14 protein-coding genes are annotated in these 15,647 nt (G+C 38.6%); 10 read left to right on the plus strand and 4 right to left on the minus strand.

Annotation, left to right across the window (positions count from 1 at the left end; all coding sequences use genetic code 11):
* The 5 genes from nqrE (at window position 1) to LT090_RS16990 (ending at window position 2,908) form a co-directional block, all read left to right on the plus strand.
* Window positions 1–624 carry an NADH:ubiquinone reductase (Na(+)-transporting) subunit E gene (gene nqrE / locus LT090_RS04135; protein ID WP_068546061.1) on the plus strand — a complete coding sequence of 208 codons (624 nt, stop codon included), beginning with the start codon at window positions 1–3 and terminating at the stop codon, window positions 622–624.
* A 55-nt stretch (window positions 625–679) separates the two neighbouring features.
* Window positions 680–1,906, plus strand: coding sequence for an NADH:ubiquinone reductase (Na(+)-transporting) subunit F (nqrF, locus tag LT090_RS04140; protein WP_068546060.1), 1,227 nt, complete (start codon window positions 680–682; stop codon window positions 1,904–1,906).
* Between the two features lie 222 nt (window positions 1,907–2,128).
* Window positions 2,129–2,278, plus strand: coding sequence for a hypothetical protein (locus LT090_RS16985; protein ID WP_157726614.1), 150 nt, complete (start codon window positions 2,129–2,131; stop codon window positions 2,276–2,278).
* A gap of 306 nt (window positions 2,279–2,584) precedes the next feature.
* Window positions 2,585–2,713: a hypothetical protein gene (locus tag LT090_RS17185; protein WP_257785275.1), complete on the plus strand. Its 129-nt coding sequence runs from the start codon at window positions 2,585–2,587 to the stop codon at window positions 2,711–2,713.
* Window positions 2,714–2,752: 39 nt separating this feature from the next.
* On the plus strand, window positions 2,753–2,908 hold the full coding sequence (locus tag LT090_RS16990; RefSeq protein WP_157726613.1) for a hypothetical protein: 156 nt from the start codon (window positions 2,753–2,755) through the stop codon (window positions 2,906–2,908).
* Between the two features lie 88 nt (window positions 2,909–2,996).
* On the opposite strand, the gene pdxH is transcribed toward LT090_RS16990, so the two are convergent.
* A complete protein-coding gene (gene pdxH / locus LT090_RS04145; RefSeq protein WP_068546059.1) occupies window positions 2,997–3,650 on the minus strand; it encodes a pyridoxamine 5'-phosphate oxidase in 654 nt (217 codons plus the stop codon).
* A 207-nt stretch (window positions 3,651–3,857) separates the two neighbouring features.
* On the opposite strand from pdxH, the gene iadA reads away from it, so the two are divergent.
* From iadA to LT090_RS04165, 4 genes are all read left to right on the plus strand, one after another.
* Complete coding sequence (gene iadA / locus LT090_RS04150) at window positions 3,858–5,033, plus strand: beta-aspartyl-peptidase (protein ID WP_068546058.1); 1,176 nt, start codon at window positions 3,858–3,860, stop codon at window positions 5,031–5,033.
* A 9-nt stretch (window positions 5,034–5,042) separates the two neighbouring features.
* On the plus strand, window positions 5,043–5,864 hold the full coding sequence (locus LT090_RS04155; protein WP_068546057.1) for a cyanophycinase: 822 nt from the start codon (window positions 5,043–5,045) through the stop codon (window positions 5,862–5,864).
* Window positions 5,865–6,238: 374 nt separating this feature from the next.
* Window positions 6,239–9,058 (plus strand): cyanophycin synthetase, encoded by a 2,820-nt coding sequence (gene cphA, locus LT090_RS04160; protein WP_068546056.1) that lies wholly within the window; start codon window positions 6,239–6,241, stop codon window positions 9,056–9,058.
* A gap of 16 nt (window positions 9,059–9,074) precedes the next feature.
* The gene (locus LT090_RS04165) at window positions 9,075–10,778 is read left to right on the plus strand and encodes a Mur ligase family protein (RefSeq protein ID WP_068546055.1); all 1,704 of its coding nucleotides are present in this window, start codon (window positions 9,075–9,077) and stop codon (window positions 10,776–10,778) included.
* 52 nt (window positions 10,779–10,830) lie between these two features.
* On the opposite strand, the gene LT090_RS04170 is transcribed toward LT090_RS04165, so the two are convergent.
* The 3 genes from LT090_RS04170 to LT090_RS04180 are packed head-to-tail and all read right to left on the minus strand — an operon-like array spanning window position 10,831 to window position 15,003.
* The gene (locus LT090_RS04170; RefSeq protein ID WP_068546054.1) at window positions 10,831–12,081 is read right to left on the minus strand and encodes a hypothetical protein; all 1,251 of its coding nucleotides are present in this window, start codon (window positions 12,079–12,081) and stop codon (window positions 10,831–10,833) included.
* Window positions 12,020–14,407: a bifunctional diguanylate cyclase/phosphodiesterase gene (locus LT090_RS04175; protein WP_068546053.1), complete on the minus strand. Its 2,388-nt coding sequence runs from the start codon at window positions 14,405–14,407 to the stop codon at window positions 12,020–12,022. The genes LT090_RS04170 and LT090_RS04175 overlap by 62 nt, the downstream gene beginning before the upstream one ends.
* A gap of 2 nt (window positions 14,408–14,409) precedes the next feature.
* Window positions 14,410–15,003 carry a cupredoxin domain-containing protein gene (locus tag LT090_RS04180; protein ID WP_083318482.1) on the minus strand — a complete coding sequence of 198 codons (594 nt, stop codon included), beginning with the start codon at window positions 15,001–15,003 and terminating at the stop codon, window positions 14,410–14,412.
* 271 nt (window positions 15,004–15,274) lie between these two features.
* On the opposite strand from LT090_RS04180, the gene LT090_RS16995 reads away from it, so the two are divergent.
* A complete protein-coding gene (locus LT090_RS16995; RefSeq protein WP_157726612.1) occupies window positions 15,275–15,454 on the plus strand; it encodes a hypothetical protein in 180 nt (59 codons plus the stop codon).
* Window positions 15,455–15,647 lie beyond the last annotated feature (193 nt).

The following is a 15,647-nucleotide window of genomic DNA, read 5'->3' on the forward strand; positions in this document are numbered from 1 at the left end:
ATGGAACATTATTTAGCATTACTAGTAAAAGCTATTTTTATTGAAAACATCGCATTAATGTTTTTCTTAGGTATGTGTACATTCTTAGCTGTATCTAAAAAAGTAGACACAGCTATCGGCCTTGGTGTTGCAGTTGTTGTAGTACTAGGTATCGCCGTACCGACTAACCAAATCATTTACCAATCAATTCTAGCGCCAGGTGCACTAGATTCGATGTTAGGTATTACTGATCCGGCAGAGTCTGTAGATTTATCATTCTTATCATTCATTACTTTTATCGGTGTCATTGCGGCGTTGGTACAAATTCTAGAAATGGTGCTTGATAAGTTTTTCCCTGCATTATATCAAGCACTAGGTATCTTCTTACCATTGATCACAGTTAACTGTGCAATCTTTGGTGCGGTATCATTCATGGTTGCTAAAAACTTAACTCTTGGTGAGTCTGTAGTTTATGGTATTGGTTCAGGCATCGGTTGGGCACTAGCTATCGTTTTACTTGCGGGTTTACGTGAGAAAATGAAGTATTCAGATGTACCTGATGGTTTGAAAGGTTTAGGTATTACGTTTATCACCTCAGGATTGATGGCATTTGGCTTTCTTTCTTTCGGCGGTATCTCGTTATAAGGTTAATGCGGTCAAGGGCATTTGCCCTTAACCTCAAGGTTTAAAGGAAAATACTATGCAAGAGATTATTCTAGGCGTAGGCATGTTCACCGCTATTGTTGTTGCCTTAGTATTAGTGATTCTATTCGCTAAATCTAAGTTGGTAAGTGACGGTGACGTGCAAATTTCAATTAACGGCGATCCAGAGAAAGCTGTTACTACTGCTGCTGGCGGTAAACTACTTGGCGCATTAGCTGACCAAGGTATTTTCATTCCATCAGCCTGTGGTGGCGGTGGTACATGTGGACAGTGTCGAGTAGACGTACATTCAGGTGGTGGTGATATTCTTCCAACTGAATTAGGTCACATCACTAAGCGTGAAGCGAAAGAAGGTTGTCGTTTAGCATGTCAAGTTGCGGTTAAACAAGACATGGAAATTGAACTTGAAGACGAGATCTTCGGTGTTCAACAATGGGAATGTGAAGTTATCTCTAACGATAACAAAGCGACGTTCATCAAAGAACTTAAGCTTGGTATTCCTGATGGCGAATCTGTACCGTTTCGTGCCGGTGGTTACATTCAAATTGAAGCACCTGCGCATCACGTTAAATATTCAGATTTCGATATTGAAGAACAATATCGTGGTGACTGGGAACACTTTGGTTTCTTCGATGTAGAATCAAAAGTTGATGAGCCGACTTTACGTGCTTATTCAATGGCGAACTACCCAGAAGAAGAAGGCATTATCATGCTTAACGTGCGTATCGCTACGCCGCCTCCTGGACGCTTACATTTACCAGCTGGTAAAATGTCATCATTTATCTTTAACCTTAAGCCTGGCGATAAGGTTACTATTTCTGGTCCATTTGGTGAGTTCTTCGCTAAAGAAACTGAAAACGAAATGGTATTTATCGGTGGTGGTGCAGGTATGGCGCCAATGCGTTCTCATATCTTTGACCAACTTAAGCGTCTTAAGACTAAGCGTAAGATGAGTTTCTGGTATGGTGCACGCTCACTTCGTGAAATGTTCTATGAAGATGATTACAACGGTCTAGCGGCTGAGAATGATAATTTCGATTGGCATGTGGCTCTATCGGATCCTCAACCAGAAGATAACTGGGATGGTATGACAGGTTTCATTCATAATGTACTTTATGAAAACTACTTGAAAGACCACGAAGCGCCAGAAGATTGTGAGTACTACATGTGTGGTCCACCAATGATGAACGCGGCAGTTATCGGTATGCTTAAAGATTTAGGCGTGGAAGATGAAAATATCTTACTTGATGATTTTGGTGGTTAAACCTTAGCAACTAAATATCAATTTGATAATTATATTGAAAGGAGTGCATTGCACTCCTTTTTTTTGTGTTTTTAAATTACATAAATATGATAATCATGTAATTTTGTTACTAAATTGTTAAGATATCGATATCATTTTAATTGTTTTTGATATTTTACTTTCATAACTGTTATTTGTTTGATATAAAAAATACATAACATTAATAATTCAAAACTAATAATTATGAAAAACTCAAATAGTGCTCGAATCAGCGAACTTGCGGATAAGATTATCGCCGGTACTATCAATTCGTTTGAAGAAGAAGAATTTACCTACTTGTATCATCAGTTACGTGAATGTGAGCAAGATAGTTCAGCCAAAGCGTCAAACTAATTAGCTGTTTTTCTACCTTCTAGAAAATCAACTTATTTGTTTTTTCAGAATTCATTCTAGAGTTTTTGCCTAAAAGCTCTGTTTAATATCTCTACTTAAATTTTTTTTTACAACTTCATTCTAAAACTTTTTTTTAACTGCTTTAAACAAACTAACTAATGCATACGAAACTTTCCGTCATTAGGCTTTTTCGCTTCGTTTGGTATTGATAACAAATTGCTACATTTTGATCGGGTATAACAACAGTATGCTTGTAAATGGTTTGTTAATATCTAGTTATTGATAAATAACGAAGCGGGAAATGATATGGCTGAACAACAACATAAGCGTTTAGAGCAATTAGCAAACAAAATAATTGAAGGCACCATAAATCCGCGTGAAGAGCATGAGTTTAAAGAGCTCTATGCATTGATTCGTGAAGAAGATGCTGAATAAAAATTTGTGATTGTTTTAGCTAACGTAGGAGTTAATCGTATGAACAGCAAGCAACAGAGGTTAGAAGAATTAGCAGAAAAAATTATTTTTGGTAAATCTAATCAAATTGAAGAGAAAGAATTTAATAAACTGTATCAACAATTTAGTCAGATCCCAGCTTATAAATCATCAAAAGAATTAAAGTATTTACATTAGGTTTTGACGTTTGATGAGAATAAATAACGCTAGTGATCAAATATCACCAGCGCCTATTGCACTTTAAGAGTTAAGATTAAATACTGGTTTAAGGGTGTAAGTTAAAGGTTTGCCAGTTGTCGTCTTGCCTTTCAAAGCAAACTCTATCGTGTAAACGACTCGCTCGACCTTGCCAAAACTCTATATAATGTGGCACCACTCTATATCCTCCCCAAAATTCTGGTAGCGGTACTTCCTTACCAGAGAACTCTTTTTCAAACTGCTTCTCTCTATCCTTTAGTTCATCTGGATATTGATACTTTTCACTTTGCTTCGACGCCCATGCGCCAATTTGACTGCCACGATAGCGGCTATGGAAATATTGCTCAGATTCTTCCGTTGTCGTGCGCTCGATTGTGCCTTCGATTCTAACTTGACGTTGTAATACGCCCCAATGAAATAATAAAGCGACTTTTTGATTAGCTTCTAATTCTTGAGATTTTCGTGAGCCGTAATTGGTATAAAATACAAACCCTTTGTCATCGAACGCCTTAAGCAACACCATGCGACAAGATGGTTGCCCATCAGCACTGCAGCTACTTACCGACATTGATTCCGGCAATAAAATACCTGATTTATTGGCATCATCAAACCACGATTCGAATATTTTAAACGGTGATTTATCATCTGGAATTTCAGGTAATGGTAATACTACACCTTGGCCGAAGGTAAACAAGCAGCGTAATTTTTCGAATAAAGTCATAGTTCAATGATCAAATAGAGTGAGAGTGAAGTCAGGATTGTAGCAAAACAATCGCTTTTATCGAAATGATTATAATGTTCTATTATTATTTTAAATAATTTTCGTCATTAATTAAGGCAATAGTTACAAATGATTACACCAATGTATTTATGATTATCTTTAGAAATTTGTTAATATAGCCGCCAATCAAAAGAGAACTGAATCAAGATGACCAATTCGTCACAATTAACGTTAATTACTAATGCGAACTTATATACGCCTAAGTTTGTTGGCAATCGCAATGTCCTTGTCGCTGGTGGCAAAATTGTCGCGATAAGCGAACAGGCAATAGAGTTGCCGGAATCGTTAAATGTTAGCCTTGTTGATTTGGCTGGTAAACGTTTAGTGCCAGGATTTGTGGACAGTCATGCACATATTACTGGTGGTGGCGGTGAGGCTGGTTTTAGCACACAAGTACCGCCAGTAAATATAAGTGAATTCACTCATGCTGGCGTAACTACGGTTATCGGCCTACTCGGTACTGATGACACCACGAGAACAACGGGAAATGTTCTTGCTAAAGTGAATGGTTTACGCGAAGAAGGTATGTCTGCGTATTGTTGGACAGGTGGTTATCATTACCCTCTGACGACATTAACAGGTAGTGCAAAAACAGATATTGTTTATCTCGATTCAGTTATCGGCATTGGCGAGTTTGCGATTAGTGATCATCGTTCAAGCCAGCCAACATTTGATGAAGTGATCAAGCTAGCTAGCGAGGCTCATGTTGCAGGTTTAATAACCGGTAAAGCCGGTGTTATACACTTTCATTTAGGTGATGGTGATCGTAAGTTGCAATTAATCGAGCGTGCTATCAGTGAAACTGAAATCCCTGCGCGGGTGTTTAATCCAACGCATGTTAATCGCAATAAACCGCTTTATGAAGATAGCTTGCAACTGCTAAAACTTGGTTGCAACATCGACATCACAGCATTCCCAAAAGATTGCAGTGAGCCGGGCTATAGCGCGGCAGAAGCAATCAAAATAGCTGTTGATCGCAAGGTTTCACTAGAACAAATTACGGTAAGCTCTGACGGCGGTGGGTGTATGCCATTTTTTGATTGTCAGGGTAATTTAACCAAAATGGATTTTGGCCGAGCAATAACCTTGCTCGAAGCGCTACAAGAGAGTGTTGAATTAGGCATAGACTTTGAACAAGTTTTACCTATGTTGACATCAAACGTAGCAGAATATTTACGCCTAAATAATAAAGGCCGAATCGTTGAAGGCAACGATGCAGACTTTGTTGTATTAGATAAAGATTTAAATATTACTGATGTAATGGCGATGGGCCATTGGCATTTAAAAGACGGCCAGTCAGTAATAAAAGGAACATTTGAGTAGAGGTTTTGTATGTGTGCATCACAAGTATCTGAAGGTCAGGAACGTGGTTATATTATTCCAATTGGTGGAGCTGAAGAGCGAGTAGACCGTCCAGTCATTTTGCGTAAATTTGCGCGCCTTTGTGGTGGCAAGAAAGCGAAAATTGTCGTCATTCCTACGGCTTCAATGCTAGAAGAAACAGGACCAAATTACATTAAAGTATTTAATGAGATTGGTGTGGAAGATGTTGTTTCATTGCCTATTAATGATCGTGAAGATAGCTTTCGTGAAGATTATTTAGATGCCATGGAGAATGCGTCTGGTATCTTTATTACTGGTGGTAACCAATTGCGTCTGTCGACGATTATTGGCGGCACACCGGTTGCCAAAGCAATCCGTCGATTGAACGCTGATGGTGTTCATATAGCTGGCACTTCTGCTGGCGCGGCGATAATGCCCGAGCATATGATTGCTGGCGGTAGAACAGGTTCACTTCCTAATGAGCAAGGCGTAACTTTTGCACCAGGCTTAGGTTTATTTAATAAGTTAATATTGGATCAACACTTTAGTCAGCGTAATCGATTAGGTCGTTTGTTATCAGCGGTATCATATAACCCATTTGCTTCGGCAATCGGTATTGATGAAGACACTGCAGCATTTATCGGTCCAGACAATGATTTAGAAGTTGTCGGTAGTGGTTCGATTACGGTTATTGACCCATCTGATCTTATTCATAGTTCAATGGCTGAAGCCGGTCATGGAGAAGCAGTAACGTTAGTTGGCTTGAAATTACATATGCTGAGTGAAGGCTCTGTATACAACATCATTACCCGTGAAGTTGACGGTAATTAATTTCATATTAGCAACGCTAAAAATTTCGATAAATCAAAAGGTAGCTTAGGCTACCTTTTTTGTTTTTTAACCTTGGCAAAATAACGGATTTAGCTAAGCGATTTAAGCCGATTTTTTGGATAACAAAATTTCCCAACAAATTACAGTTTAAAACGAGATAAAATCTGAAAGTGAATTATACTCAAATGAATAAAACCATTATGTATAAATCTATTCGATTTGAGCTGTTAATGATGCTGCCTATTGTCCTGCATATTTAGTAACTCTAATTACATCATGGTACTAATTTTAATTGCGAATTTAGAGGTGTTTCAATTTCGAATTGCACGTCACGGTTTGTATTCGTCTGCTAATTTTTTCGCCAAGGAATCTATATGAAAATCGTTTCTACCAATGTCTATGTTGGTCCTAATTTATATGCTCATTTCCCCGTAATAAGACATGTTATTAATTTAGGTGTATTAGAACAGTATCCTTCAGTGTCATTAGGACAAGATTTTATTAATGGTTTAACGGATGCTTTACCAGGTTTAACTGAACACGGTTGCTCTTATCGAGAAGCTGGTGGTTTTATTCGTCGATTGTCAGAAGATGAAGGCACCTGGATGGGACATATCTGGGAGCACGTGATCCTTGAATTACAATGTATGGCTGGTAGTGATGTAAGTTTTGGTAAAACCCGTTCTACTGGTGTTGAAGCGGAATACAACATGATTTTTGAATACCATCAACGCGACGTTGGATTGGAAGCTGCGCAACTTGGTCGTAATTTATTGATCTCATTATTACCGCAAGACGTGCAAAATCAGGTTGAACACAAATTGCCTGAAGATTTTGACTTTGCAGTTGAATTAGAAGATTTTATAAAATTTACTCAACGTAAAGAGTTTGGGCCAAGTACAGGCTCGTTAGTACATGCCGCTGAACAACGAAACATTCCTTGGATTCGTTTAAATAACTATTCGTTAGTTCAATTTGGTCACGGTAAATACCAGCAGCGAATTCAGGCGACAATTACTTCTGAAACTAAACATATTGCGGTTGAGATCTCTTGTGACAAAGAGGATACCCATACCTTATTAGGCGATTTAGGCTTGCCGGTTCCAAAACAAATTTTAACTTACTCAGAGCATTCCGCTATTCGAGCAGCTCGTCGTATCGGTTTTCCAGTTGTATTAAAACCACTTAATGCAAACCATGGTCGTGGTGTTTCGATTAATCTAAATAGTGACGAAGAAGTTAGTGCAGCGTTTGAGCATGCTCGCGAATATGGTACAGGTCGCTCTGTATTAGTCGAATCTTTCCTTACCGGCTTAGATCATCGCATGTTAGTGGTAGACAATAAGCTTGTCGCTGTTGCCAAGCGCGTACCAGGACATGTCGTTGGTGATGGTAAACATACCATAAGTGAGTTAGTAGATATTGTTAACTTGGATCCAAAACGTGGCGTCGGTCATGAGAAGGTACTGACTAAATTAGAATTAGATCGCCAAGCACAAACGCTAATGGAAGAAGCGGAATTAGATGAAAATTCAGTATTAGAAAAAGACAGAATATTTTACTTACGCTCAACGGCAAACTTATCAACAGGTGGTACAGCAATTGATATGACCGATGTTGTTCATCCAGATAACAAAGCAATGGCTGAACGAGCGGTTATGGCGGTAGGACTTGATGTAGGTGGCGTCGATTTCTTAACTGATGATATTACCCAATCCTATAAAGATATCGGTGGTGGTATTGTTGAAGTTAATGCTGCGCCTGGTTTTAGAATGCATGTTGCCCCTTCAGAAGGTAAGCCAAGGGATGTGGCAGGTAAGGTGATGGACATGTTATTCAAGCCTGGTGAGCCAACAACCATTCCAATAGCAGGCATTACTGGTACTAATGGTAAAACGACAACCTCGCGAATGTTATCTCATATATTAAAAACTGCCGGCAATGTGGTGGGTATGACATCAACCGATGGCGTTTATATTGATGGTAACTTATCCGTTAAAGGCGACATGACAGGGCCAGTATCATCAAATATTGTACTGCGAGATCCACTGGTAGATATTGCGGTATTAGAAACTGCTCGTGGTGGTATTTTACGTGCAGGCTTAGGTTATCGTCACAACGATGTAGCCGCAGTACTCAATGTGCAAGAAGACCACTTAGGCCTTAAGGGAATCGATACAGTTGCCCAGCTTGCAGAAATAAAACGAATCGTTGTGGAAGTCACAAAGGGCACTGCCGTTTTAAACGCCGATGATCCTGAATGTTTAAAAATGGCTGATCATACTAAGGCAGAGCATATTTGTTATGTCACCATTAACTCTGGCCATGGCCTAGTACGTGAGCATATTCGAGCTGGTGGTAAAGCGGTTGTTTTAGAAAAGGGCATCAATGGTGACATGATCACTATCTTTGATAACGGCTCTCATATTCCATTATTGTGGACTCATTTGATCCCTGCGACATTAGAAGGTAAGGCTATCCATAATGTGCAAAATGCCATGTTCGCGGCAGCACTGGCTTTTGGTTTAAATAAATCGTTAGAAGATATTCGCCACGGCTTACGAACCTTTAATACCACCTTCTTCCAAGCTCCTGGGCGTATGAATGTTTATGATGAACATGACTTTAGAGTGATCTTAGATTATGCACACAACCCCGATGGTGTGCGCTTGATGAGCGACTTAGCGAGCAAGTTAGAAATCAAAGGTAAACGTATTGTTGTTCTTGCAGGACCTGGTGATAGACGTGATCAAGATATCGAAAATATTGCCTTAGCTGCCGCTGGTAAGTTTGATTTATACCTGTGTAAAGCTGATGACAATCGTCGTGGTCGAGGCGTGACAGAAGTGCCTGATATCCTATCTAGTTCATTAAAGAGCGCAGGTATTAGAGAAGAACAGATATTTATAATCCCTGATGAAGTTGAAGCCATCGAAAAGTCGCTACAATTGGCTGATCGTGATGATTTAGTTATGGTGTTTGGTGACAACATTACGCGTAGTTGGAAGCAAATCATCAACTTTAATAGTGATAAACCAGTAAGTGAAAATGAACAAACACCAGTGCAAACTGTGGTTTCAATGTTAGATACCAACGAGCCCGATCCATTTGTGCTAGAGCAAGGACTTAAAATTGTTCAAGATAGCCGTGGTGTGCGTGTGGTAAATGAAGAAATTGAAGAAGATAGCGATTAGGCTTTAAGGATTTAACATGACTCAAAGTTTGATCTTAGATGATTGCCGGCGCTTAACCGGAAAAAACTTGCTATCGGACAAACCTGGAGCGGTAATCGATGTGTTTATCGACGGTTATTCCCAATCTGCTGTTAAACAAGCGTGGCAGTGTCATGTGCAAAGTTTGCTAGACAGTGTTAACTGGCATAATGAAAAGACTTTTGTCAGACAGTTTTCTGGTGGTTTAACTTTGGCAATCAGCGCGCCAATGGACGCGCTTTATGCTGCTTGTGAATTAATTGAGCATGCCTGGAACTTCGCTGTGGCAGACGTTTCTGGTCAGCGACCTGAGAAAAGCGCTAAAGACGTTATCATCGAACTAAAGCAATTAATTAGTGAAGAGATTCAACCCGAACTTTTGACATTGATCCGGCTGGCTGAAAAACATAATGTAGCCTGGCTTGCTGATGATGATGAGTTTTCATTAGGCTACGGTCAAACGGTTCAGGTTTGGCCTATTGATAATTTACCTGATGCAAAAAGCATAAACTGGTCAGGTTATAAAACCATTCCTGTGGCCTATATAACGGGCACCAACGGCAAGTCTACTTGCGTACGTTTAGCTTCAAATATTATCAAACATGCGAATTTATGTGCAGGGGTAACGTCTACTGACTTTATACGGGTCGGCGAAGACATTATCGATACAGGTGATTACTCCGGTCCTGGTGGCGCTAGAATGCTGTTGAGAAACAATAAAACCGAGCTTGGCTTATTAGAAGTAGCGCGAGGTGGTTTATTGCGCCGTGGTTTGCCAATTCCGCAAGTTGATGTGGCTTTGATGACCAATATTGCCAATGATCATTTGGGTCAATATGGCATTAATACCTTAGCCGATTTAGCGCAAGCTAAAGGCATAGTGGCAAAGGGCGTTAAACAAGGTGGTTATATCGTATTAAATGCAGATGATGCCGAGCTTGTTGAATTTTCAAAGCAGTTAACTACAAACATATGTTGGTTTTCATTATCGCCTGATAATCCTCAGATTGAACGTCATATTAGTGAAGATAAGCCAGTATGTTATTTATTGAATGATGAATTGATTTATCATCACCGCGCGAGCGATAAAAATCCTTCGGCGCAAGTTATCGCAAATGTTAATGATATTCCAATGTGTTTTGGCGGAGCTGCCAAACATAATGTTCAAAACGTTCTTGCTGTTATCGCCCTTTGCAAAGGCTTAAGTATTGGAGTTGGAGCGATTACTGCAGGACTAACTAGTTTTCGTTCGGATGCAAATGATAACCCCGGCAGGGGGAATGTATTTAGTACCAATGGCGCTAAAATTATCGTGGATTTTGCTCACAATGAGCATTCAATGCTAGCAATGGCTGATACCTTAAAGAATATCGGTGGTAATCGAAAGTTTTTGTTAATGTCATCGGCTGGTGACAGAAGTAATGAAGAAATAATGGCATTAACCGACGCTGCATTAACGATGGCTCCTGATGTCTTGGTTATTCATGAACTTGAGCATTACTTAAGAGGGCGAGAATTAGGTGAAGTGCCTGACATCATTAAACAAAGAGCCTTAGAAAAAGGGATATTAGCTGATAATATTATCATTACCGAAAACGCAGAGCAGGGCGCAACGTACGTAAAAGATAATGTAAGCGACGGTGACTTAGCATTACTCTTTGTACTTTCGGGTAGAGAGCAAGTGTTTCAGTTGTTTAGCTAATTTAAATTCCATTTTATCAGGCTTACACAGATAATATTAATTCAAGTAGCAGCTACCAATAATATTTAGCTGCTATTTGAGTTAGCGTCTCTGTTAATTCAGTGTCATCAGCACTGTACTCTCGACTTGTTCTCTCTGATTTTACAATGCTACCTTCCGCCTGAATAAACCAGTTTTTAGAAAATCGATATTGGTAGCTTATCGTCGCTGCTTTACCGTATTCATCATTATCATCATCTGGCATTTCATCGTTATCAGTGACAGAAAATTCCTCTAAACGCATACTATAGCGATGTTGATTTACTTTTTTACTCAACATAACAAAACCATTTCGATAATCATTTACTACGACACGCATCCCTGTAGGGGATGTCATTAATGTATCGCCATCAATAAACTGACTAATTAAAGTAATACTTGGACTTAATCGAGACTTAATACCTACATGTAGAAATTTTGTGTGCCAAGTATATTGGCCTTTTTTGAATACTTTAGTGTCAGCATTATTATCGTAATAGCCGAAATTTAAATGCAACTTTTGCTTCCAGTGCCAACGACCATTGACTTCATAACCAATGCGATTATCAAGTTCTATAAAAGGATCGGTTTCTTCAGACTGCTGACTTAACCATCCGCCTAGCCGTGCTCTTGTAGGCGGTAATTTGATACGCTCGTGATAAAGGTTTTGACGGCTACTTTGAGTCCAGCCACGCCAAGACAACAACGTACCGATAGTGTCATTATTTTGATAAAGCGATGCGGTTAACCCAAAATCATGCTCTGAATTGCGAAACTTTCCAAGCCAATCCCAGCTCATTTCGATTCCAGTGTTTCTAACTTCTTCACCTATCCAACTATTTAAAGTTGAATAGGTAAGGGTATAAGGTGAGGTCCAAGCAGTAGCATTATTCTCAAGAGAAATTCTTGGATAGAAAAATCCAGCTCTTGCGGAAAAGCGATGTCCTGACTGACTCACTAAGCCTTGGTATTTTAGATAAGCCTCACTTATACCTAACTCATTTTGCACGCCATCAACATAACTTAATGCGACAACATGCGCACTAACTGGGGTGTCGGTTTCCAATCTATAAGTTAACGCACCATGACTTAACGAAACATTGCTATCTGGTTCAAAACGAAACTTACCATATCCGCCATCAAGATGAGTCGTTATACCATCGACATAACTTACTCTTGCATCAACTAAGCCGTGAACTGTGTGCTCAACAGCTATAGTATTTTTAGCTAGGGTTAAAAGTGCTAACGTTGCTAGTGATGCCGTCCACTTGTTGTTTTTCTTCATTTTTTGAGTAATCCGACTGTTTTAGCCAAGTATAAAAATTGTCCGCGGCTAATGGTCTACTAATATAAAACCCCTGTGCTTTTTCACATCCTTGAGAAATTAGCCAATCTAAAGTCTTCTTATCTTCTACGCCTTCGGCTACTACTTTTAAACCGAGTTGATGAGATAATTGTATGGTTGAACGCACAATAAGTTTGTCGGCATCAGAGCTTATTAATTGTTGAACGAAACAGCGGTCAATCTTGAGCTCTTGTACCGGTAAATTTTTAAGCTGAGCAAGAGAAGAATAACCAGTTCCATAATCATCAATAGACAGGTAAATACCTTCTTTTCGCAATAGATTGATATTTTCTACAGCTTTTGAGTCGTGATCCATAAAGGCATCTTCGGTGATCTCGATACGGATCGAGTCATTTAACTTGTCGTGGGACTTAAATATCGAAACCAATTGTTGACAAAAATCATCATCAAGTAGATTTTCAGGAGAAATGTTAATTGCAATTTTTAATTCTAACCCCATTTCGCGCCATATATAAAATTGCTCTATTGATTTGTTTAATACCCAATTGCTTAGCGCTGCCATTTGCCCGGTTTGGTCAGCTATTTGAATAAACGCATCGGGCGTAATTAAACCGTTTACCGGATGATTCCAGCGAACGAGGGCTTCTACTTCTTCAATACGATTGTTTTGTAAATTTAATTTAGGTTGATAAAAAAGCACGAACTCATCTTTTTCAATCGCTAATCGCAGTCTATTTACTAGTTGCAATCGGTCTAGAGTGTTTTGGTCAATTTGACGATCATAAAGTTGGTACAATAAATTACTGCGCTTAGCAATTTGCATTGCAGCGTCTACTTCTTTCAATAGTTGATTTGCTTGGGTCCAACCATCACTGGTTGAAACACCGATATTTACTTGTAGATGTAAATCTATGTTTTGGTAATTAAAACTTTGTTCGATAACTGAATTAATTTTTTGGCTACATTCTTTTATGTCGTCTTCTGTTTCATTATCACAACGTAATAAAAAGCCATTACCTGAGGTATGATAAAGTGGCTGACTTAATGATCGCAGGCGGTTTGCAACTTCGATAATTACTTCATCTCCCACCTCATGTCCTAAGGTATCGTTGATATCAGATAAACGACGAATATTGATTTGGCAAAGCAAGAAAGGGTTGTCTACTTTCGGTAAATCACGATAAAACTGATTTCGATTTGGTAGTGCCGTTAAACTATCTAAATAGGCTTGCTCGGTGATCTCTTGTTCACGTGATTGAATGGCTTCTTGCATGTGCTCAAATTGATCGGCCAATTGAGAGAATTCACGAGTTTTACCGATATTTATATCTTGCTCATAATTACCTTGAGCAATATCTTTGGATAAACTGACTAACTTTCTCAGTGGCATAGTTACGCCGCTTGCAATGATGTAAGCGCCGATTAACGACATTATTAAGGTAACGGCAATCATTAACAATAGCTGTACACTGTCTTGTTTTATAGCCGCGATCAAATTTGAACGTAATTGAAAGGTGGTCGCTGTAAGGCTTTGTTTATCAACATCACCTAAAACGTAATTAGCGTATATATAAGTGCTTCTACTATTATCAGATAATGGTGAAAAACTACTGTCAGGTTCGTCAAGCGCCGAGTAATCAAATAATCCAACTTGCTCTGAAACTAGCCATTGCCAATTGCCAGAATTTTCCAATCCAAAACCAACGCTAAACCCTGTCAAATTTGCAAGTCGGTTCGCTAAACGGCTATTGATGGCATAACCAAAACCAATATGGCCGATAATCATGTCACCATTTTTTAATGGCGTAATAACTAATTGATAAATTTCTTTGTCTATAGGAAAAAATAACTGTTCTGACTCGTCGTTTAAAAAATTTTGATAAGCAAATTTTTCCTTTATCTGATTACCTGCACTAACTCGTTTGATTTCTTGGTTGGAGTCTTTAACAACTAATTCACCAATTATAGTGCCTTCATTATTAAATGCGATGGCGATATCGGCATCAATTCGTTTGCGATGATTATTCAATGCCACTAGTAAACTTCGGGTATCTTCAACAAGAACTTGTTTTAATCCGTAATCTTTTGCCGCTGTTTCAACGAATGCTGTTAGATAGTAGCTGCGACTGTCTAACTCATTTTTAAGTAGCGTTTCAGCTTGTGATAGTTGAGAGGTTAATTGTTGTTCCTCTAAACGTTCATTAGAGAAGCGGGTAGTAAAGAACGATACTGTTTGGACGGCAATCAACAGCAATATAAAGAAAAAGAAAATCTTACTTTTTAAACTGTAATCTTTAAGAGTCATTATTAGTATCCTTCGACAAAATCAAAGTCATCGAAACTTTGTTGAGACGGTAATTCAGACATGTTTTTGTTTAGTGTAATTGCCAACTTACTAGTTAATGGCAATGTGACCGTTTGTGAAAGGGCATTATCTTCGTCATCAAGTTGCGGGTGATAAATATTTACTGTGTATTTACCCGCAGGGTAATCACTAGTATTGATGGCGCCGTTTTCATTACCAAGATTAAAAAATGGTGTTTTCAGTACAAGTAAATGACCTGCCATCCAATCATGGATATTACAGCCCATGGCAACAACATTTTCGCTTTCTATGTTTACTGATTTGTTAACCTGTTGTTTTCTTAATTTGAAGTCAAATGGTGTTTTTGCATTTAATGAATAGACATGGTGGGTTATGTCATCCTGATTATCAAAAACAATTGAATCATTTTTATAAGCCACTGTTAAATAAGGTGTATATTTCTTATCTTTTTGGCTAATAGTCACAACTTTAGGTTCTACTGCAGTGAGTAAATTGGGGTCTTCAGGAGTAAGGTATATAACAATGCCTTCAACTGGCGAACCATCTGGTGCCAGGACATTTATTGTTGATGCCAATGCAATACTTGGAAAAAGTGTCATTAGCACAAGAAAACGCGCAATCAAAACAATCTCATTATTATTATTTTTAAGTAATTTATGTTTACTTTCTTATTCCTCTACAATGACAAAAAAATAGCTATTGAGCAAATTTAGACAGAAAAAAACGACATTTTATTTCAGTTTTTATGAATGTTTATGGTTATTTGTACAATTTGAATGAAAGTTGAGCAGGTAGAAGCCCATATTTCAGGCATAAAAAAAGACGCTAGGAAGGCGTCTTTTTTTATTGGAAATTGGTGGAGCGGGGGAGAGTGGGATTGATTTTTTATATACTTTAAAATCAGTTATTTATTTTGTTGTGTTGCTTTTTATTGGTGTTTTTACCCGCTTTTTTACCCGTTCATTGTTGTTAAATCCTCTTATTGGTTTAAATGCGGGAGGAGGAACTGAGCCGCCGTCCAATTGAGGGGCTGAATCGAACCTGTTCAAAGATCAGAACCCCATAATTTTATTAAGGTTTGCTGGTGAAGTGGACAATTACATTAGTTGTACCACTTAATAGCATCAGAACTGCCAGTCATGTAGTTTCACTACCCCCTCATAGTTGCAAATAGGCATTAAGTACAACTAGCAATTATTTTTACTAGTCTTTATACCTA

It is taken from the genome of Thalassotalea crassostreae (genome assembly GCF_001831495.1).
In the GTDB taxonomy this organism is placed as follows: Bacteria; Pseudomonadota; Gammaproteobacteria; order Enterobacterales; family Alteromonadaceae; genus Thalassotalea_A; species Thalassotalea_A crassostreae.